Annotated in this window: 16 protein-coding genes; 9 read left to right on the top strand and 7 right to left on the bottom strand. The window is 71.7% G+C overall.

Features of this window, described 5'->3' with window-relative positions; genetic code table 11:
• Nucleotides 1–55: 55 nt before the first annotated feature.
• The 3 genes from ACQP1N_RS20870 to ACQP1N_RS20880 form a co-directional block, all read right to left on the bottom strand.
• Nucleotides 56–871, bottom strand: coding sequence for an SAM-dependent methyltransferase (locus ACQP1N_RS20870; RefSeq protein ID WP_067793991.1), 816 nt, complete (start codon nt 869–871; stop codon nt 56–58).
• A gap of 116 nt (nt 872–987) precedes the next feature.
• On the bottom strand, nt 988–1485 hold the full coding sequence (locus tag ACQP1N_RS20875; protein ID WP_067793990.1) for an inorganic diphosphatase: 498 nt from the start codon (nt 1483–1485) through the stop codon (nt 988–990).
• Nucleotides 1486–1630: 145 nt separating this feature from the next.
• On the bottom strand, nt 1631–3145 hold the full coding sequence (locus ACQP1N_RS20880) for a M20/M25/M40 family metallo-hydrolase (RefSeq protein WP_433226099.1): 1515 nt from the start codon (nt 3143–3145) through the stop codon (nt 1631–1633).
• Between the two features lie 499 nt (nt 3146–3644).
• Between ACQP1N_RS20880 and ACQP1N_RS20885 the strand changes: the two genes are divergently transcribed.
• The 4 genes from ACQP1N_RS20885 to ACQP1N_RS20900 are packed head-to-tail and all read left to right on the top strand — an operon-like array spanning nt 3645 to nt 7386.
• Nucleotides 3645–5984, top strand: a complete 2340-nt coding sequence (locus ACQP1N_RS20885) for a sensor histidine kinase (RefSeq protein WP_433226101.1) — start codon at nt 3645–3647, stop codon at nt 5982–5984.
• Entirely contained in the window at nt 5981–6421 is a 441-nt protein-coding gene (locus tag ACQP1N_RS20890) for a roadblock/LC7 domain-containing protein (RefSeq protein ID WP_067793988.1), read from the top strand. The genes ACQP1N_RS20885 and ACQP1N_RS20890 overlap by 4 nt, the downstream gene beginning before the upstream one ends.
• Nucleotides 6422–6428: 7 nt before the next feature.
• Nucleotides 6429–6806 (top strand): DUF742 domain-containing protein, encoded by a 378-nt coding sequence (locus ACQP1N_RS20895; protein WP_067794025.1) that lies wholly within the window; start codon nt 6429–6431, stop codon nt 6804–6806.
• Complete coding sequence (locus tag ACQP1N_RS20900; protein ID WP_067793987.1) at nt 6787–7386, top strand: GTP-binding protein; 600 nt, start codon at nt 6787–6789, stop codon at nt 7384–7386. The genes ACQP1N_RS20895 and ACQP1N_RS20900 overlap by 20 nt, the downstream gene beginning before the upstream one ends.
• Here the strand turns inward: ACQP1N_RS20900 and ACQP1N_RS20905 are convergent.
• The gene (locus tag ACQP1N_RS20905) at nt 7383–7958 is read right to left on the bottom strand and encodes a TetR/AcrR family transcriptional regulator (protein WP_433226104.1); all 576 of its coding nucleotides are present in this window, start codon (nt 7956–7958) and stop codon (nt 7383–7385) included. The two genes, ACQP1N_RS20900 and ACQP1N_RS20905, sit on opposite strands and share 4 nt — an antisense overlap.
• A 72-nt stretch (nt 7959–8030) precedes the next feature.
• On the opposite strand from ACQP1N_RS20905, the gene ACQP1N_RS20910 reads away from it, so the two are divergent.
• Complete coding sequence (locus ACQP1N_RS20910; RefSeq protein ID WP_433226106.1) at nt 8031–9173, top strand: acyl-CoA dehydrogenase family protein; 1143 nt, start codon at nt 8031–8033, stop codon at nt 9171–9173.
• A gap of 18 nt (nt 9174–9191) precedes the next feature.
• Here the strand turns inward: ACQP1N_RS20910 and boxB are convergent, their stop codons facing one another.
• From boxB to ACQP1N_RS20925, 3 genes are all read right to left on the bottom strand, one after another.
• Nucleotides 9192–10607, bottom strand: coding sequence for a benzoyl-CoA 2,3-epoxidase subunit BoxB (gene boxB, locus ACQP1N_RS20915; protein WP_067793984.1), 1416 nt, complete (start codon nt 10605–10607; stop codon nt 9192–9194).
• A gap of 3 nt (nt 10608–10610) precedes the next feature.
• Complete coding sequence (boxC, locus tag ACQP1N_RS20920; protein WP_067793983.1) at nt 10611–12266, bottom strand: 2,3-epoxybenzoyl-CoA dihydrolase; 1656 nt, start codon at nt 12264–12266, stop codon at nt 10611–10613.
• 120 nt (nt 12267–12386) lie between these two features.
• Nucleotides 12387–13991 (bottom strand): benzoate-CoA ligase family protein, encoded by a 1605-nt coding sequence (locus tag ACQP1N_RS20925; protein WP_433226109.1) that lies wholly within the window; start codon nt 13989–13991, stop codon nt 12387–12389.
• A 160-nt stretch (nt 13992–14151) separates the two neighbouring features.
• Here ACQP1N_RS20925 and ACQP1N_RS20930 point away from each other — a divergent pair, with 160 nt between their 5' ends.
• The 4 genes from ACQP1N_RS20930 to ACQP1N_RS20945 all read left to right on the top strand — a co-directional run bounded on the left by ACQP1N_RS20930 (nt 14152) and on the right by ACQP1N_RS20945 (nt 17959).
• Complete coding sequence (locus ACQP1N_RS20930) at nt 14152–15012, top strand: PaaX family transcriptional regulator (protein WP_067793981.1); 861 nt, start codon at nt 14152–14154, stop codon at nt 15010–15012.
• Between the two features lie 313 nt (nt 15013–15325).
• Nucleotides 15326–16129, top strand: a complete 804-nt coding sequence (locus ACQP1N_RS20935) for a 4Fe-4S dicluster domain-containing protein (RefSeq protein ID WP_242608771.1) — start codon at nt 15326–15328, stop codon at nt 16127–16129.
• The gene (nrfD, locus tag ACQP1N_RS20940; RefSeq protein ID WP_067793979.1) at nt 16126–17172 is read left to right on the top strand and encodes an NrfD/PsrC family molybdoenzyme membrane anchor subunit; all 1047 of its coding nucleotides are present in this window, start codon (nt 16126–16128) and stop codon (nt 17170–17172) included. Before ACQP1N_RS20935 ends, nrfD begins: the two co-directional genes overlap by 4 nt.
• 157 nt (nt 17173–17329) lie before the next feature.
• Nucleotides 17330–17959: a hypothetical protein gene (locus ACQP1N_RS20945; protein WP_067793978.1), complete on the top strand. Its 630-nt coding sequence runs from the start codon at nt 17330–17332 to the stop codon at nt 17957–17959.
• Nucleotides 17960–18054: the final 95 nt, after the last annotated feature.

The following is an 18054-nucleotide window of genomic DNA, read 5'->3' on the forward strand; positions in this document are numbered from 1 at the left end:
TTCCTCCGGAAGAACGGTGTCGGTCAATGCGCACCCGATCCTCTAACGAATATCCTCACGCGGGTAGTTTTCTCGCCACTCCACAAAAGGTCATGGTCTCCAGCGGCTCGCCCCACGGATTGGGGTCGGGACGCCACTGCGAACACGACACGACTCCCGGCTTGAGCAATTCCAGTCCGTCGAACAGCGCCTCGATCTGCGCGGTGGTCCGGGCCTTGAGCGGATGCGGGGTGCCGCTTTCATTCCACGTGCTGACGGCGGTGCGCGTCACGTCCACGTCCAGGCAGGCGTGCGACAACGCCACGAAACTGCCCGGGGCGAGCGCGCCGACGAGCCGGTCCAGAATGCTGCGCACCTCGTCGTCGTCGGTGACGAGATGCAGCAGGGCGAGCATCATCAGCGCGACGGGCTCGCCGAAGTCGAGTGTCCTGGCGGCCTCGTCGAGAATGCGCTCGGGATCGCGGGCATCGGCGTCGATGTAGCTGGTCACGCCCTCCGGGGAACTGGTGAGCAGCGCACGCGCGTGGACGAGCACCAGCGGATCGTTGTCGACATAGACGACGCGCGACTCCGGCGCGACGCGCTGCGCGATCTCGTGCGTGTTGTCGGCGGTCGGCAGCCCGGTGCCGATGTCGAGGAACTGCCGGACGCCCTCCCCGCCCGCCAGGTGGCGCACGCACCGGCCGAGGAACAGCCGGTCGGTGCGCGCGGCGGCGACGATGCCGGGCACCTCCCGCGCGACCTTCTCGCCCGCGATCCGGTCCGCCTCGTAGTGGTCCTTGCCGCCGAGCCAGTAGTTCCAGACCCGCGCCGACACCGGCCGGTCCGCGCGGATGCCGTCCTCCACGTTCCCACCGCCGACGGTGCTCATGCGCTCTCCCCCCATGGAGATCAGGACGCGTCCGCCCTGGAGGATCTTGAACGCTACACGGCGGATCTCGGGCGCGGCGGGTGAGGTCCGTCACGTGCCGCCGCGGGCGCCGCCGGTCAGGCGGTCGGGCTCGCCGTGGTCCGGGCCCGTTCGACGGCCTCGGTGATCGTCCGGTCGGCGACCTCACGGTTCTGCCAGCCGCGCACGTCGGCGGACTTGCCCGGTTCGAGGCTCTTGTAGATGTCGAAGAAGTGCGAGATCTCGTCGAGGACGTGCGCCTGCACGTCGGGCAGGTCGTTGATCCCCGCGTAGCGGACGTCCCGCGACGGGACGGTGAGGATCTTCGCGTCCGGGCCCTTCTCGTCGAGCATCCAGAACACGCCGACGCTGCGGACGGTGATCTGGCAGCCGGGGAACGTGGGCTCCTCCAGCAGCACCATCACGTCCAGCGGGTCGCCGTCCTCCGCGCAGGTGTCCGGGATGTAGCCGTAGTCGTGCGGGTAGCGGGTCGAGGTGAACAGCATCCGGTCGAGCCGGATGCGGCCGAGCCGGTGGTCCATCTCGTACTTGTTGCGCGATCCTCCGGGGATCTCGACGACCATTTCGATCTCCATGAGTACCTCCCCGCCGAAGCCCTACCCACCAGGGGGAGCACGTGACCGCGGAGCCGGTGCCGGCCCGGACGGGCGGCTCGCCGCACGCTCGTGGAACGGGGTGAGGGACGCGCCCGGGGCCGGGCGCGTCCCTCACGGAACGGACTCACCGGGTGGCGTAGCCGCCGATCCCGGCCGGCGTCATGCTCTTCCCGGGCTGCGTCTGCCGCCTGGCCAGCTCGTTGCCGTTGACGGTCAGCGTGCTGTGCGCGAACAGTTCGGTGACCGCGGCCGTGGCGTCGATCATCTGGTCGAAGCCCGTGAGGTCCACGTTGTCGTAGCGGTCGCACGCCTGGTGGTAGCACGGGTCGTACGCCGTCCCGGCGGTGCCGCCGTACACCTTCGCCTGCTCGGGGGTCTTGACGCCCTCGGCGCCGGTGAACACGCCGCCGGCGGGGATCCCCACACTGATGAAGGCGTCGTAGTCCGACCGCCCGTTGAAGGGCGTCGGGTCGGTGGCCAGCTTCCGGTTCGCGAAGTAGTCGTTGAACGCCTTCTCGATCGCGCCGGATCCGGCGGGCGCCGCGACGTTGTTCTGTCCCGCGCTGTTGTCGCCGTCATAGACGAACCGGACGTAGTTCGGGGAGGCGAGCATGTCGAAGTCGAGCATCAGCGCGACCTTGTCGCGCTCGGCCTGCGGGAGGTTGTCCACGTAGTACTGCGAGCCGAGCAGTCCCTCCTCCTCGGCGCCCCAGAACGCGAACCGCACCTTGTTGCGGACCTTGGAGCCGAGCTTGTGGATCTGCTTCGCCATCTCCAGCAGCGTCGCGGTGCCCGAGCCGTCGTCGTTGATGCCGGGGCCCGCGGCGACACTGTCGTTGTGGGCGCCGACGACCACGACGTTGTCGGCCCGGCCGCGTCCGGTGTCGGCGATGACGTTGGCCGCCTCGCGCTTCTGGTTGAGCGTGTCGGTCTTCACCCGCAGCGTCACGCCGCCGTTCTGCGCCTGCTCGACCAGGGCCTTGCCGATCGCGTTCGTCGGCCCGATCACCGGGATGTCGTACGGCTTGGTCAGCGTGCCCGAGACCGGGCCGGTCTGGCCGGGGAGCTGGTAGATGACCACGGCGGACGCGCCGGCGGCGATGGCGTTGCCGGCCTTGAGGGAGAAGAAGCAGCCGCCGCGCTGGATCAGCGCGATGTGGCCCTTCGGGAAGCCGGCGAAGTCGCCGGCCTCGCATCCGCTGCCGGTCCCGGTGGCGCCCGGGTCGACGGGCGTCGCGGCCGCGGTGACGTCGCCGGAGCCGGAGTACTGGAGCGTCGCGAAGTCGGTGTCCGGCGCGAACGTCTTCTGCTCGGGCGCCGTCTCGGCGAAGACCGGCGCGGACTTCTCCTGCCAGAAGTCGAACGAGAAGGTCTGGATCGTGGGGCTGTAGCCGGCCCGCTTGAGCTGGTCCGCGAGGTACTTGATGGTGATCTTGTTGCCGGGGAGCCCGGCGGCCCGGTTGCCGCCGTTGGCGTCCGCGATCTTCTGCAGGTTCAGCTGGTGGTGGCGGACGTTCTTCAGCGTGACCAGGCCGGCCAGCTTGGCGTGCGCCGGTGCGGCGGCCTGGGCGGGGACCGCGGCCAGGGGGGCGGCGGCGAGTGACAGCCCGGTCAGGGTTGCTAGCGCGGCTCTGCGCATGACTCGGTCTCCGTTTGTGGGGGACGAAGTAACCGGAAGCCTGACACGCGTCAATTCCCGCAACAAGACACGACTTAGCATCAAAACGGCCAATATTGGCCTCCTATCGCACCCCCATCCCCAAGATCGTCAACTTTTCCGCGATTACCGTCCGTCCCGGATACCTGCACCACAGGTGGCGATCATGACGGGCCGGCGGTAACGCCGGCTCCCCGTCCAGCACCGCAATGGCCGCCCGCGCACCTGTGGTGACCTGCGGAAACGACGGAGAGGCAAAGGCGGGCCCGCGGCGCCCGCGGGAGCCCCCCGGGGCGGGCGCCATCCGTACCCGAGCGTAGTTCTAGCAGGTGAGACCCCTGGCTTCGGACAAATCGGCGTGAGTATGCTTCGTGACCCTTGAAGGTGGCCGGCGACGATCAGGAGTGGGGCCTTGTCCAGTCCCGAACAGGTGCATAGATCCCACGGGCGTCCGCGTACACGTCCGATCGGGCGGCGGATCGTGCTGCTGCTGACGATTCCACTGGCATCGCTCGTGGTCCTGTGGGCGTTCTCGGCCGTCCCGGCGGTGAACGACGCGCTCCGGCGGATGCAGTACGCCGACAACCACGACCGGGTCAGCCAACCGGCCAATCGCGCCATGCAGGCGGTGCAGGAGGAACGCGCGGCGGGGATCGCCGCGCTGATATCGCCGTCCTCCGCCAGCGTGCAGAAGTTCGAGGAGGCGGTCGGCAGGACCAGCCGCGAGGTGGCCGCCTTCCGCAAGTCGGCGCTCTCCCCCGAGGCCACGAAGCACATGGACGAGGACGCGGTGCAGCGCACCCGGAACGTCGCCAACCAGTTCGACCTGCTGGCCAGCATGCGGTCGCAGGTCACCACGCAGAACGTCACGGTGCTGGAGGCCATCAACGCCTACAGCGACGCGTTCGACGAGACGGTCCGGCTGCTCAGCACGCTGGTGGACATCGACGACCTCGACGTCTACCAGCAGACCAACGGCCTGCTGTACATGTACTGGGCGCGCGACTTCATGCTGCGCGAGGACCTGCTGCTGGCCGGCCTGCGCCGCGGCCGGCTGACGCCCGGCGCCCGCGCCGCGTTCGCCGAGTGGGCGGGCGCCCGCACCGAGCTGCTCGACCTCGGCCGGATCGGGCTCAGCGGCAACATCGCGCAGACCATGGGCGGCCTGGTGAACTCCCCCATCTACGGCGAGTTCGTCGAACTGGAGAACGCCACCATCCGGCGCGGCCGGGCACCCGCCCCGCAGCGGTGGCAGGCCGCCACCAAGGCGGCCGGGCAGCTGTGGCTCGACACCACCTACAAGGCCGGCGAGCAACTCCAGCGCGAGCAGGTCGAGCCCGCCGGCCACCGGATCATGATGCGGGTCTACCTGGCGGGCGGCGTCGGGCTGCTGGCCGTCATCGTCTCCATCGCGCTGTCCCTGCTGTTCGCCCGCCGGCACGCCGACGAGCTGCGGAACCTCCAGCGGTCGGCGCAGGAGCTGGCGAACGAGCGGCTGCCCCGCGTCGTCACGCGGCTGCGGCGCGGCGAGCGGGTGGACCTGGATGCCGAGACGCCCCGTCCCGAGGCCGGCAGGACCCGCGAGGTCGCCCTGGTCAGCGAGGCGTTCGAGACCGTCCAGCGGCAGGCGATCAGCACCGCGATCGACGAGGCGGACCTGCGCGCGAGCATCAACCGCGTCTTCGTCAACCTGTCGTGGCGCAGCCAGTCGCTGCTGCACCGGCAGCTGCGGCTGCTGGACCAGATGGAGCGGCGCGCCTCCAGCCCCGAGGAGCTGGACGACCTGTTCCGCCTCGACCACCTGACCACCCGCATGCGGCGGCACGCCGAGGGCCTGGTCATCCTGTCCGGCTCGCCGACCGTCCGCGCCTGGGACCACCCGGTCGCCGCCGAGGACGTGGTGCGCGCCGCGATCGCCGAGGTCGAGGACTACACCCGGATCGAGGTGGCCGGCGTGTCGTCGACCGCGGTCACCGGGGAGGTGGTCGCCGACGTCATCCACCTGCTCGCCGAGCTGATCGAGAACGCCACCGCCTACTCCCCGCCGACCACCGAGGTCACCGTCAAGGTCGAGACCGTCGCCAACGGGCTCGCGGTGGAGGTCGTGGACCGCGGCATCGGCCTGCATCCCGACGAACTGGAGTCGCTGAACCAGCGCCTCGACAACGCCGTCGAGTTCGACCTCGTCGACACCGAGCGGCTCGGCCTGTTCGTCGTCGCGCGGCTCGCGGCCCGGCACGACATCAAGGTCTCGCTCCAGCCGTCGGCGTACGGGGGCACGACCGCGGTCGTCCTCATCCCGCATGCCCTGGTGGTCGTGGACGACCAGTGGCAGGCGCACACCGAAGGGGCGCCGCAGGCGGTCACGTCGGGGGCGCCCGGCGCGGGCGCGGCCCGGCTCGGCCGCCCGATCCGTCCCGCGCTGCCCGGCCCCGCCAAGCACGCGCGGCCGGCTCCCCCGCCGGACACTCCGGCACCGCCCGTATCCTTCAATCCGCCGGTCGCCTTCGACCAGCCCGAGCCCACCAATGGCCAGACCCGGCCGCAAAAGGAGGATCCGGAACCGGCGATGGAGGACAGCGAGGCCACCGGCCGGCTTCCGCGCCGGGTCCGGCAGCGTAACCTCGCTCCCGAGCTGCGTAAGCACTCGGTGACCAGGCATGCTGAGCCGGACACCGACGACGAAGACGACTTCGAGGAGCCTAGTCCAGAACTCAGCCGGAACCTGATGGCCTCGCTACAGTCGGGATGGTTGCGCGGCAGGGTCGAAGACGACGAACCGGGTGATCTCGATCCACGTGATGAATGGGGAGACGCATGACGCGGCAGGGGCATGCCACCGGCGAGCTCGACTGGCTGCTCGATGATCTGGTGCAGCGGGTAGGCGAGGTCCGCCAAGCCGTTCTGTTGTCCAGGGACGGGCTGGTCATGGGCGCCTCGGGTGACGTCACCCGCAGGGACGCCGAGTTCCTCGCTGCGCTGTCGTCGGGCTTCCACAGCCTGGCCAACGGCGCCCGCGAGCACTTCTCCGCCAGGCAGGTGCGGCAGACCGTGGTGGAACTGGACGACAAGCTGTTCTTCGTCATGCCGGCCGGCAACGGAAGCTGCCTGGCGGTGCTCAGCGACGCCGGCGGCAACGCCGGGCTCGTCGCCTACGAGACCACCATGCTGATCAAGCGGGTGCGGCGGGCGCTGTCGACCTCGCCGCGCGCCGCCGAGTCCGAGGACGCGTCCCTGCGGCCGGGTGCCCCGGGCTGAGGCGACCGTGGAGAATCCGAGAGAACGCTGGATCGGGCGGGAGGCCGGCCCGGTCGTGCGCCCGTACGCGGTCACCCGCGGGCGCACCCGCCCCCGCGGTCTCGTCGTCGACCTGGTCACGATCCTCGTCGCGACCGGCCGCACCCCGGGCGACCGGGTGTGGCTGTCCCGCGAGCAGCGGCGGCTGCTGGAACTGTGCCGGCGGCCGTCGACGCCCGCCGACCTGGCCTCGGAGACCGACCTTCCGTTCCGGGTCGTGCAGATCCTGCTGGAGGACCTGCACCAGTACGGCCTGATCGAAGAGGTCCCGCAGGCGGCGGAACCGTCCGAACGTCCCGACCCCCGCATCCTGATGAGAGTGCTCGATGAACTTCGCCGCCTCTGAGTCCTCGGTGTCTCAACGGCAAGACGACGACGTCCCCCTGCACACGCTCAAGGTGCTGGTGGCCGGTGGCTTCGGCGTCGGCAAGACGACGCTGGTCGGCGCGGTGAGCGAGGTCCGCCCGCTGCGCACCGAGGAGACCCTCACCGACGCCTCGGTGGGGGTGGACGACCTCGGCGGCATCGAGAGCAAGACCACCACGACCGTCGCGATGGACTTCGGCCGCCTGACGTTCTCCGGCGGTGTCCGGCTGTACCTGTTCGGGACGCCGGGCCAGGAGCGGTTCTGGTTCATGTGGGACCAGATCGCCTACGGCGCGGTCGGCGCGATCGTGCTGGTCGACACCCGCCGGCTCAGCACGAGCTTCGCGTCCATCGACTTCTTCGAGGAGCGGGGGATCCCGTTCGTCATCGCCGCGAACCAGTTCGAGGGCGCCCGCCGCTACAGCGCGGATGAGATCCGCGACGCGCTCGACCTCGACTCGGACGTCCCGGTGCTGATGTGCGACGTGCGGAGCCGCGAGGTGGCACGGGGCGTGCTGGTCGCCCTGGTCGAGCACGCGCTCCAGCTGGCGCAGCGTTAGCCGGCGGTCATGCGGGCGACGATGAGGGACGCCAGCGCGGCGTAGGCGGCGGAGTCGTCCAGGCCGGTCTGCGCCTTGATCTCGCCGCGGTGGATGGACTCCATCACCTGCCCGGCGACGGCGCCGACGAACGCGGCGTCCGTGCCGGGCGCCGCCTCCCGGACGAGCCCCCGCACGCGGCGCACCGCGAACGCGGTGTTGCGCTTGTAGATCTCGCGGGCGGGGGCGAAGGCGTCCAGGTCGGCGAAGAAGGCGGGGGTCGCGGGGGCGAGTTCCGCCGAGATCGCGTGCAGGTAGGCGCCGACGCGTTCGCGCGGGTCCGCCTGCGCGTCGAGGACGGCCTCCACCCGCTCGGTCGCCCGGCGGAAGAACGCGCGGACCACCGCCGCGATGATCTGCTCCCGGCTCGGCGCCACCGTGTACAGGGTGCTCTTCGAGCAGCGCAGCAGGGCGGCGAGGTCGGCGACGCTCAGCTCGGCGAACCCGCGGTCGAGGAACACCTCCATGAGCCGCCCGATCAGCGCCTCGCGCCGCCGCGCCGCCCGCGTCCCGCGTTCGTCCGGCGAGGTCATGCCGGGAACAGTACCAAAATGGGTTCGTCAGTACTGGTTTTGGTACTGTCGGCGTACCGAAAGGAGCCCGCCATGCCCGCCACCCGGCACCTGCCGACCCCCGAGTCCGCAGACCTGATCGCGCTCACCCGCGAGATCGCGGCCAAGGAACTGGCGCCGCGCGTCGCCGACGCCGAGCGCACCGGGACGTTCCCGCGCGAGGTGTTCACGACCCTGGGCCGGGCGGGCCTGCTGACGCTGCCGTACCCGGAGGAGTTCGGCGGCGGCGCCCAGCCCTACGAGATCTACCTGCAGGTCCTGGAGGAGATCGGGGCGGCGTGGGCGAGCGTCGGCGTCGGCGTCAGCGTGCACGCGCTGTCCTGCTTCCCCCTGTTCGCCTACGGCACCGACGAGCAGCGCGCGCGGTGGCTGCCCGACATGCTCTCCGGCGAGCGGCTCGGCGCGTACTGCCTGTCCGAGGCGCACGCCGGCTCCGACCCCGCCGCGATGCGCGCCAAGGCCGTCCGGGACGGCGACTCCTACGTCCTCAACGGCGCCAAGGCGTGGACGACTCACGGCGGCAAGGCCGACTTCTACACCGTCATGGCCCGCACCTCCGACGACGGCGCCCGCGGCGTCTCCTGCTTCCTTGTCCCCGCCGACACCCCCGGCCTGGAGTTCGACGAGCCCGAGGACAAGATGGGCCTGATGGGCTCCACCACCGCGACCGTCCGCCTGGTGGAGGCGCGCATCCCCGCGGCCAACCTGATCGGCCGCGAGGGCCAGGGTCTCTCCATCGCCCTCGCGGGCCTGGACGCCGGCCGCCTCGGCATCGCCGCCGTCGCCACCGGCCTCGCCCAGGGCGCCCTTGACACGGCCGTCGCGTACGCCAAGGAGCGTGAGGCGTTCGGCAAGGCGATCATCGACCATCAGGGCCTCGCCTTCGTCCTCGCCGACATGGCCGCCGCCGTCGAGTCGGCCCGTGCCACCTACCTGTCCGCCGCCCGGCTGAAGGACGCGGGCCGCCCCTACGGCCGCGAGGCGTCCATCGCCAAGCTGGTCGCCACCGACAACGCCATGAAGGTCACCACCGACGCCGTCCAGGTCCTCGGCGGCGCCGGCTACACCCGCGACTTCCCGGTGGAGCGCTTCATGCGCGAAGCGAAGGTGATGCAGATCTTCGAGGGCACCAACCAGATCCAGCGCCTGGTCATCTCCCGCCACCTCGCCCGCTGACCCGGCGGCGAGCCGGGTCTAGAGCCGGACGTACTCGTAGTCGAACGGCTTGCCGTTGACGCCGCTGCGCGGCGGCGCGATCCAGCCGGCGATCTTGCCGCGCTGGTGGACCGGCCGCATCAGCGACCGGACGTGGGTCTTGTCGACCTCCGTCGGCAGCCAGGCGCCCTTGCGCCCCTCCCATTCGGCGGCGCTCAGGATCTCGCCGTCCGGGGTGGTCTCGATGCCGGCGAACGCGCCGACCTTCCGGTTGAAGGCGATGCTCGGCAGGGAGAGGCGCTGCGGCAGGCCCGCCTCGGACAGGATGCGGTTCCACCGGTTGACGCCGCTCTGGCAGTCGGAGACGTACTCGCGGCGCAGGTCGGTGTTCAGGCCGGTGAGCGCGGCGACCTCGGTCCGCCCGATGGCGCCGTCGACCAGGGCGTCCACCATGATCGAGTCGTCGGTGAGACGGTGGTCGTCCCGGCGGCGGCCCTCCATCCAGCGTCCCTTGAGGCCGGCCGTGTAGTAGTTCGCGACGTTGCCGGACGTCTCGGAGCCGAACAGGTCGAGCGACACCGAGTAGTGGAAGTTCAGGTACTTCTGGATGACGTCGAGCGAAATCGCGCCGTGCGGGGTGACGTCGTCGGTGTCGTGCTCCTTCATGAGCTGGACGGTCCGCTCCACCACCCGGTCGACGCCCGTGGTGCCGACCATCATGTGGTGGGCCTCTTCCTTGAGCATGAACTCGCACGTCCGTGACAGCGGGTCGAACCCGGACTCCTTCAGCGTGCCGAGCTGGTACTTGCCGTCCCGGTCGGTGAAGTAGGTGAACATGTAGAAGGACAGCCAGTCGGGCGTCTCCTCGTTGAACGCGCCGAGGATGCGGGGCGACTCCTCGCTGCCGGAGTTGCGGTGGAGCAGTTCCTCGGCCTCCTCGCGGCCCTCACGTCCGAAGTAGGCGTGCAGGAGGTAGACCATCGCCCACAGGTGACGGCCCTCCTCGACGTTCACCTGGAACAGGTTGCGCAGGTCGTAGAGGCTGGGCGCGGTGGCACCGAGGTTGCGCTGCTGCTCGACGGACGCGGGCTCGGTGTCGCCCTGGATGACGATGAGGCGTTGCAGGTCGGCGCGGTACTCGCCGGGAACCTTCTGCCAGGCGGGCTCGCCCTTGTGCGCGCCGAACCCGATGCGCCGGTCGCCGTCGCGTTCGGCGAGGAAGATGCCCCACCGGTAGTCCTTCATGGCGACGTGCCCGAAATGCGCCCAGCCCTCGCGGCCGACGTTCACGGCGGTCCGCAGGTAGACGTCCTGCGTGGGCAGGGACGGGCCCATCGACTCCCACCAGGACAGGAAGTTCGGCTGCCACGACTCCAGGGCGCGCTGGAGGCGCCGGTCCTCGCGCAGGTCGACGTTGTTCGGGATCTTCTCGGTGTAGTCGGCGGTGATCGCCATGGGTCAGGCTCGCTTTCGGTCGAAGTCGGCGCGCCGCCCGGTGCCGTAGCGGCGCAGCGCGCCGTCGGGGCCGGACGCGTTCGGGCGGGTGAAGATCCAGTTCTGCCAGGCGCTGAGCCGGCCGAAGATCTTGGTCTCCAGGGTCTCCGGGCCGGGGAAGCGGCAGTTGGCCTCCAGCCCGGTGAGCGCGTCGGGGCTGAAGCCGGCCCGCTCCTCCAGCGCGATGCGGATCTCCTCGTCCCAGTCGATGTCGTCGGGCGCGAAGGTGACCAGGCCGAGGCGCTCGGCGTCGGCGGCTTCGAGCGGCTTGCCGGCCGCGTCGCGGACGGCGGCGAGCGCCTCGTCGTCGCCGAGGAAGCGGGTCTCCAGACGGGTGAGGCCGTTGCTCATCGGGAGCGGGCCGAGGTTCATCGCGTCCACGGTGATCGCGGCGGGGTCGGCGCCGGGGTCGATGTCCTCGAAGACGCCGTCGAGCTGGTAGGCGCGGTCGGCGGCGAGCACGATCTCCAGGAGCGAGCCGGCGAAGCAGCCACCCGGCTCGATCAGCGCGATGAGGCTGCGGCTGGTGACGTCCAGGCGCTTCAGCGTCCGCTTGAGGTAGTGGACGATCTCGTTGGCGAGCCAGTCCCCGGCGTTGTCGAGCAGCAGCCGGTCATGGGCGAGGACGTGCCCGGCCGACCCGGTCGTCCGGAACGTCCACGTGCCGAGCCCGAGTTCGTTGGTGCGCAGGTCGAGGATCAGGTCGTCCAGCTCACGGGCCATGGCGAGCGTCCAGAAGTCCGCGCCCTGCCCGTGGACGTCGCCGGGCTCGGCGTCCGGTCCGGCGACGGTGATCTCGACGACGCCGGCGGCACGGTCCAGCTTCGCCGACACGTGCCGGTAGGTGATGGACGTGCCGGTGCGCTCCTTGGTGAGCGGCGTCAGCGCGATGCCCTCGGCGCCCTGCGGCCGGGACGAGCGGGCCGCCAGTTCCCTGGCGCGCTCCGCGACCGTCGCGTCCCAGGCCGTGCGGGGCACCGCCTCGTCGACCAGCCGCCACGCGACGGCCTTCTTGCCGCCCAGCCCCTCGACCTTGGTGCAGAAGTAGTCGGCGCGGTCGCGGCGGACGCGCCGCTTGTCCGACACGCGGGTCAGTCCGCCGGTGCCGGGCAGGACGCCGAGCAGCGCCACCTCCGGCAGCGACACCGCCGAGGACCGGTCGTCCACGAGCATGATGTGCTCGCAGGCGAGCGCCAGCTCGTATCCGCCGCCGGACGCGGTGCCGTTGACCGCCGCCAGGTAGGTCTGGCCGGAGTTGGCCGTCGCGTCCTCGATGCCGTTGCGGGTTTCGTTGGTGAACTTGCAGAAGTTGACCTTCCACGGGTGCGGGGACGCGGCCAGCATCCGGATGTTGGCGCCCGCGCAGAAGACCTTCTCCCTGCCGCTGGTGATCACGACCGTCCGTACCCCGGGGTGCTCGAACCGGAGCCGCTGGACGGCGTCGTACAGCTCGATGTCCACGCCGAGGTCGTAGGAGTTGAGCTTGAGCTCGTAGCCGGGGACCAGGCCGCCCCGCTCGTCCACCGCCATCGTGAGGGTGGCGACGGGTTCCTCGACGTCCAGGCTCCAGTGCCGGTAGCGGGACGGGTCCACACGGAACTCCACGTGCGGTGTGGTCATGAGCTGTCCTTCCCCCCGGTGCCGTCTCCACCATGCTCTACAGATATTGTTTTATGCGTCAAGGATTTGTAGTACATCAACCGGCCGGGCCGTCCCGGGCGGCCATGGCCCGGCGCCCGCTCAGGGCATGTTCAGCAAGGTCGCGGCCAGTTCCCGGACGGCGAAGCGGCGCAGCTTGCCGGTCGGCGTCGTCGGGAGCCCGTCCACGATCAGCACCTCGCGGGGACGCTTGTAGGACGCGAGCCCGGCCCGGCAGAAGTCGATCAGCTCCCCCGGCTCGGCGGCCGTCCCCTCCTTGAGGACGACGGCCGCGACGGGCCTGTCCAGGCCGTCGGCGTCCGGCAGCCCGACGACCGCGGCCATCGACACCGCCGGGTGCTCCAGCAGCCGTCCCTCCACCTCGGACGGCGACACCCAGATCCCGCCGGCCTTGAGCATGTCGCCCGTCCGGCCGAGGCAGGTGTAGTAGCCGTCGTCGTCCACCACATAGGTGTCGCCGGTGCGCAGCCACTCCCCCTGGAACACCTTCCGGGTGGTGTCCGTGCGGCACCAGTAGCCGGTCGCGATCGACTCGCCCTTCACCATCAGCGTGCCCGGCGTGCCCGGCGCGACCTCGGCGCCCTCGGCGTCCACGATCCGCAGCTCGTAGCCGGGCACGGCGGTGCCGGTCGTGCCGGGACGGACCCGCCCCGGCCGGTTCGACAGGAAGATGTGCAGGCACTCCGTCGAGCCGATCCCGTCGAGGACCTCCACGCCGTACCTCGCGGTGAAGCGGCGGCACAGCTCGGCGGGCAGCGGCTCGCCCGCCGACACCGCCAGCCGGACGGACGCGAACGCCTCCACCGGCACGTCCGCGTTCAGGAGCGCGGCGTAGAAGGTGGGCACCGCGAAGAACAGCGTCGGACGGTACTCGATCAGCCGTGCCGCGACGGACGCGGGCGTCGGCCGGTCCGGATCCAGGATCGCGGTCGCGCCGGCGGCGAGCGGGAAGAACAGCGAGTTTCCGATCCCGTAGGCGAAGAACAGCTTGGCGACCGAGTAGCAGCGGTCCTCGGGGGTGATGCCGAGGACCTGGCGGCCATAGGTCTCCACCACGTGCCGGATGCCGGCGTGCCGGTGCATCGCGCCCTTCGGCCTGCCCGTCGTGCCGGACGTGTAGAGCCACAGCGCGCTGGAGTCGTCCGAGGTCAGGTAGGGCTCGCGGGGTTCGCCGCCCCGGGCCCGCCCCGCGGCGATCAGGTCCGCGAAGGGGCTCACCCGCACGCCGGGCGGCGCCTGCAGGCCGCCGTCCCCCTCCACCGCCACCTGCCGGACGCCCGGCGCGTGCGCGAGCGCCGCCTCCGCCGCCGCCGCGAACCGGTCGCTGACCAGCAGCACTCTGGCCCGCGCGTCGTTGAGCAGCGCGGCCAGCTCGGCCCCGGTCAGCATCGTCGACACCGGCACCGGCACGGCGCCGAGCCGCATCGCGCCCAGGATCGCGGCGGCCATGAACGGGCCGTCCGCCATGAACAGGACCACCCGCTCCTCGCCGCGCAGGCCCCAGCCCTCCAGCCCGGCGGCGACATGCCCGGCCAGTTCGGCCAGCTCGCCGTAGCCGAGATCGCCGCCGGGACCGGTGAGGGCCGTCCGTCCGGCGGTCTCGTCCTCGGACGCCGCCCGGAGCAGGTATTCGGAAGCGTTGAACGTGGCGGGCACAGCCGGTGCGGCCGCCGTTTCAGCGGTCATCGGGATCTCCAGTCTCCGGGAACCGTGACACTAATGCTCTACATATATGAAACGTTAGTCAATGGACTTGTCGAATGATGGCCGAGCGGGTGAGAGTCGCGCAATACTGGACAGCGTTCCACGGACGGCCGCGCCCCAGAAGGGCTCAGGAGGAGAACACATGGCCCGAAACGGCGAGGACGCGGCGCACCCCAGGCCCCAGTTTCGGCGCCGGCGCGAGCTCGGCGCGGCGAGCGCCCGCTCGCTGCTGCTGACCCTGCTGGGCGAGTTCGTCCTGCCCGCCGGCGAACCGGTCTGGACGGCGACGTTCCTGCGCGCGCTCGGGCTGCTCGGCGTGGAGGAGAAGGCGGTCCGGCAGGCACTCGCGCGCAGCGCCGCCGAGGGCTGGCTCGCCGGGGAACGGCACGGCCGCCGCACCGCCTGGCGGCTCACCGCGTCCGGCGAGCGGCTGCTCACCGACGGCACCGAGCGGATCTACGGCTTCGGCTGCCCGGTCGGCGAATGGGACGGGCGGTGGCTGCTCGTCCTCGCGACCGTCCCGGAGACCAACCGCAGGCTCCGCCACCTGCTGCGGACGCGGCTCGCGTGGAACGGGCTCGGCAACCTCTCCCCCGGCGTGTGGGTGAGCCCGCGTCCCGAGCGCGAGCCGGAGGTGCGCGGGGTCCTCGGCGAGATCGGTGTCGCGGACACCTCCACGCTGTTCACCGGGCGGCTCGGCGACCTGGCCGAGGCGCGGCGCGTGGCCCGGCAGGCGTGGGACCTGGACGAGATCGAACTCGCCTACGAGGACTTCCTGGACGCCGTCCGCACGCTGCGTCCCGGCGACGACCCGGGGACGTTCGCCGCGCACACGAGGCTCGTCCAGGAATGGCGCCGGTTCCCGTTCCTCGACCCGGGCCTCCCGGCGGAGCTGCTCCCGGACGGCTGGTGCGGCTCACAGGCGTTCACGCTCTTCCACGAGCGCCACGACACCTGGCGTCCCGTCGCCGACCGGCAGTGGAAGGCGATGACCGCGGACTGAGCGGCCGGCGACTGAGCGGCCGGCGACTGAGCGGCCGGCGACTGAGCGGCCGGCGACTGAGCGGCCGGCGACTGAGCGGTCGACGGCCGGGCGGCCGGCGATCGGGCGGCGGCCGGTCGAGCACGGGCCGCGATCAGTGTCGACCGGGCAGGGCACGTGTAGGAAACGCCCCGCTGGGAAATCGGAAAAGGATCGGCGCCGCGACGGGAGGTCCTGTGGGATGAGCAGCTTGATCGGACGAAATCTGCTCGCGGGGGCCGAATCCGACGTCGCCGCCGGCTCCGGCTCCGGCTACACCGACCATCCGCCGAGGATGGGCTTCTTCACCGACACGTCGGTGTGCATCGGCTGCAAGGCGTGCGAGGTGGCCTGCAAGGAGTGGAACGCCGTTCCCGAGGACGGCCTGGAGTTCACCGGCATGTCCTACGACAACACGCAGGGCCTCAGCGCCGACACGTGGCGGCACGTCGCGTTCATCGAGCAGAACAAGCCCATGGGGCACGCCGAGACGGGCGCCGGCCACGGCGACGGCACCGATCTGCGCTGGCTGATGGCGTCCGACGTGTGCAAGCACTGCACGCACGCCGCCTGCCTGGACGTGTGCCCCACCGGCTCGCTGTTCCGCACCGAGTTCGGGACGGTCGTCGTCCAGGAGGACATCTGCAACGGGTGCGGCTACTGCATCCCGGCCTGCCCGTACGGGGTCATCGACCAGCGCAAGGGCGACGGCCGCGCATGGAAGTGCACGATGTGCTACGACCGGCTCGGGGCCGGCCAGGAACCGGCGTGCGCGAAGGCGTGCCCCACCGACTCCATCCAGTACGGGCCGCTGGAGGAGCTGCGCGAGCGGGCCGCGTTGCGCGTCGAGCAGCTCCACGACATCGGCGTCGCGGACGCCCGCCTCTACGGCCACGACCCGCAGGACGGCGTCGGCGGCGACGGCGCGTTCTTCCTGCTGCTGGACGAGCCGGAGGTGTACGGGCTGCCCCCGGATCCGGTCGTCACCACGCGCGACCTGCCGGCCATGTGGAAGCACGCGGGTCTCGCCGCCGCCACGCTGCTCGGCGGCCTCGCCGCCGTCTTCGCCGTCCACGGCCCCCGGGGAGGTGCCCGATGAGCGGTTCGGACGTGGGCGGGGAGGGCGTGCGCGGCGCGCGGCCGGGCCGGGAGGCGCAGGTCGGCAAGGGGCTGCGCCGCGGGGACGGCGGACGGCGCGGCAGGCGGCGCGGCGGACGCGGCGAGAAGGCGATGGTGCCCGAGGCCGAGTTCACCTCCTACTACGGCAAGCCCATCCTGAACCCGCCGGTCTGGAAGGCTCTCGACATCGCCGGGTACTTCTTCCTCGGCGGGCTGGCCGGCGCCGGGTCGGTGCTGGCGGCGGGCGCGCAGCTCACCGGGCGTCCCGCCACCGCGCGGGCGCTGAAGATCTCCTCGCTGGCCGCGATCGGCGGGTCGGCGGCCATGCTGATCCACGACCTCGGACGGCCCGGCCGGTTCTTCAACATGCTGCGGGTCATGAAGCCGACGTCCCCGATGAGCGTGGGCTCCTGGCTGCTGGCCGCGTACGGGCCGGCCGCGGGCGCCGCCGCCGTCCTGGACGTGGCGGGACGCTTCCCGCGTCTGGGCGGGGCGGCGACCGCCGGGGCCGCCGTGCTCGGCCCCGCGGTGGCCGCCTACACCGCCGTCCTGGCCGCCGACACCGCGGTGCCCGCCTGGCATGAGGCGCACCGCGAACTGCCGTTCGTCTTCGTCGGCTCGGCCGCCGCCGCGGCGGCGGGGATGGCGATGGTCGTGGCACCCGTCCGCGAGACCGGCCCGATGCGCACCGCCGCCGTGTTCGGCTCCGCCCTGGAGCTGGCCGCGGCCAAGGTGCTGGAGCGCCGGGCCGGGCTCGCCGCCGAACCGTACAAGCGGGGCGGGGCCGGCCGGCTCATGCGCGCGGGCGAGGTCCTGGCGGCCGCGGGCACCGCCGGGGGCGTCCTGCTCGGCGGACGCAGCCGCGCGGCGGCCGTGGTCAGCGGGGCGGCGCTGCTGGCGGGTTCGGCATGCACGCGTTTCGGCGTCTTCCAGGCCGGGATGCAGTCGGCGCGGGACCCCAAGTACACCGTGGTTCCGCAGCGGGAACGCCTCAACGCGCGCGCCGCGGAGGCGGGCGTCTGAGGCGGGCGTCCAGAGCCGCCCTCCCCCGCCCCTGCCGCCGCATACATCATCCTTCGTGGGGGAGGTCACAGAAGTCGGGCCCGGATCGCGTCACACTCCGGGGTGTCCGGCGCATCTACCTCTGTGGTGGCACCTGCGCGAAGGCTTGGGAGACGGCATGGAGAGCGTGGCCAGACGGTACGACCTGACGATGCTGTACGCCGCGTACGACGCGTTCCGCCGCGACACGGCCCGGCTGGAGGCGGCGGCCGGACCGGACGGCCCCGCGGTGGCCAACGGCTGGGCACTGTTCAGCCTCCACTGGCATCTCCAGGACGCCGCGGAGAAACAGACCCTGTGGACGGTGATGTACGCCAAGGACGCCGACGCCCCCGGACGGGTGGGCGCCGTCCTCGACTCCCTGGCGCTGCGGACCGTGCGGGTCGTCCCGCTGGTCGACGGCGTGGACGCGGCACTGGAACACCGTGACCGTTTCATGTTCGCCCGGTACACCCGGGATCTCCGCGCGGCCGTGGACGCGCTGCTGGACTTCAAGGAGTCGGCCGTCCTGCCGCTGATCCAGGAGACCCTCACGCCGTTCGAGTGGGGCACGTTCGACGTGGAGTTCCGGCGCGGGCTCGGCGTCCGCGGGCTCGGCGTGTTCCTGCCCTGGCTGCTGGACGGCGCCCCGGAGGCCACCCGCCGCGCGGTGCTGCGGCTGCTGCCGCCGCCGATCCGGCTGTGCTACCGGGTCGGCTGGCGGCCGCGCTACCAGCGCCGCAGCCACCTGGCGCGCCCCGCCCGCTGACCGTCTCCGCGAATCCGCGCGGTGTGACGCGGTGCACGTCACCCGATGTCACACTCCTCCGTTCTCGCCGGTCTTATCCCTGAGAGCACGACAGG

Source organism: Actinomadura formosensis (assembly GCF_050948385.1).
Classification (GTDB): Bacteria; Actinomycetota; Actinomycetes; order Streptosporangiales; family Streptosporangiaceae; genus Spirillospora; species Spirillospora formosensis.

Coding starts and splice junctions, on each gene's coding strand:
- ACQP1N_RS20870 (WP_067793991.1), bottom strand. CDS start 871: ATGAGCACCGTCGGCGGTGGGAACGTGGAGGACGGCATCCGCGCGGAC.
- ACQP1N_RS20875 (WP_067793990.1), bottom strand. CDS start 1,485: ATGGAGATCGAAATGGTCGTCGAGATCCCCGGAGGATCGCGCAACAAG.
- ACQP1N_RS20880 (WP_433226099.1), bottom strand. CDS start 3,145: ATGCGCAGAGCCGCGCTAGCAACCCTGACCGGGCTGTCACTCGCCGCC.
- ACQP1N_RS20890 (WP_067793988.1), top strand. CDS start 5,981: ATGACGCGGCAGGGGCATGCCACCGGCGAGCTCGACTGGCTGCTCGAT.
- ACQP1N_RS20900 (WP_067793987.1), top strand. CDS start 6,787: ATGAACTTCGCCGCCTCTGAGTCCTCGGTGTCTCAACGGCAAGACGAC.
- ACQP1N_RS20905 (WP_433226104.1), bottom strand. CDS start 7,958: ATGACCTCGCCGGACGAACGCGGGACGCGGGCGGCGCGGCGGCGCGAG.
- ACQP1N_RS20910 (WP_433226106.1), top strand. CDS start 8,031: ATGCCCGCCACCCGGCACCTGCCGACCCCCGAGTCCGCAGACCTGATC.
- boxB (WP_067793984.1), bottom strand. CDS start 10,607: ATGGCGATCACCGCCGACTACACCGAGAAGATCCCGAACAACGTCGAC.
- boxC (WP_067793983.1), bottom strand. CDS start 12,266: ATGACCACACCGCACGTGGAGTTCCGTGTGGACCCGTCCCGCTACCGG.
- ACQP1N_RS20925 (WP_433226109.1), bottom strand. CDS start 13,991: ATGACCGCTGAAACGGCGGCCGCACCGGCTGTGCCCGCCACGTTCAAC.
- ACQP1N_RS20930 (WP_067793981.1), top strand. CDS start 14,152: ATGGCCCGAAACGGCGAGGACGCGGCGCACCCCAGGCCCCAGTTTCGG.
- ACQP1N_RS20935 (WP_242608771.1), top strand. CDS start 15,326: ATGGGCTTCTTCACCGACACGTCGGTGTGCATCGGCTGCAAGGCGTGC.
- nrfD (WP_067793979.1), top strand. CDS start 16,126: ATGAGCGGTTCGGACGTGGGCGGGGAGGGCGTGCGCGGCGCGCGGCCG.
- ACQP1N_RS20945 (WP_067793978.1), top strand. CDS start 17,330: ATGGAGAGCGTGGCCAGACGGTACGACCTGACGATGCTGTACGCCGCG.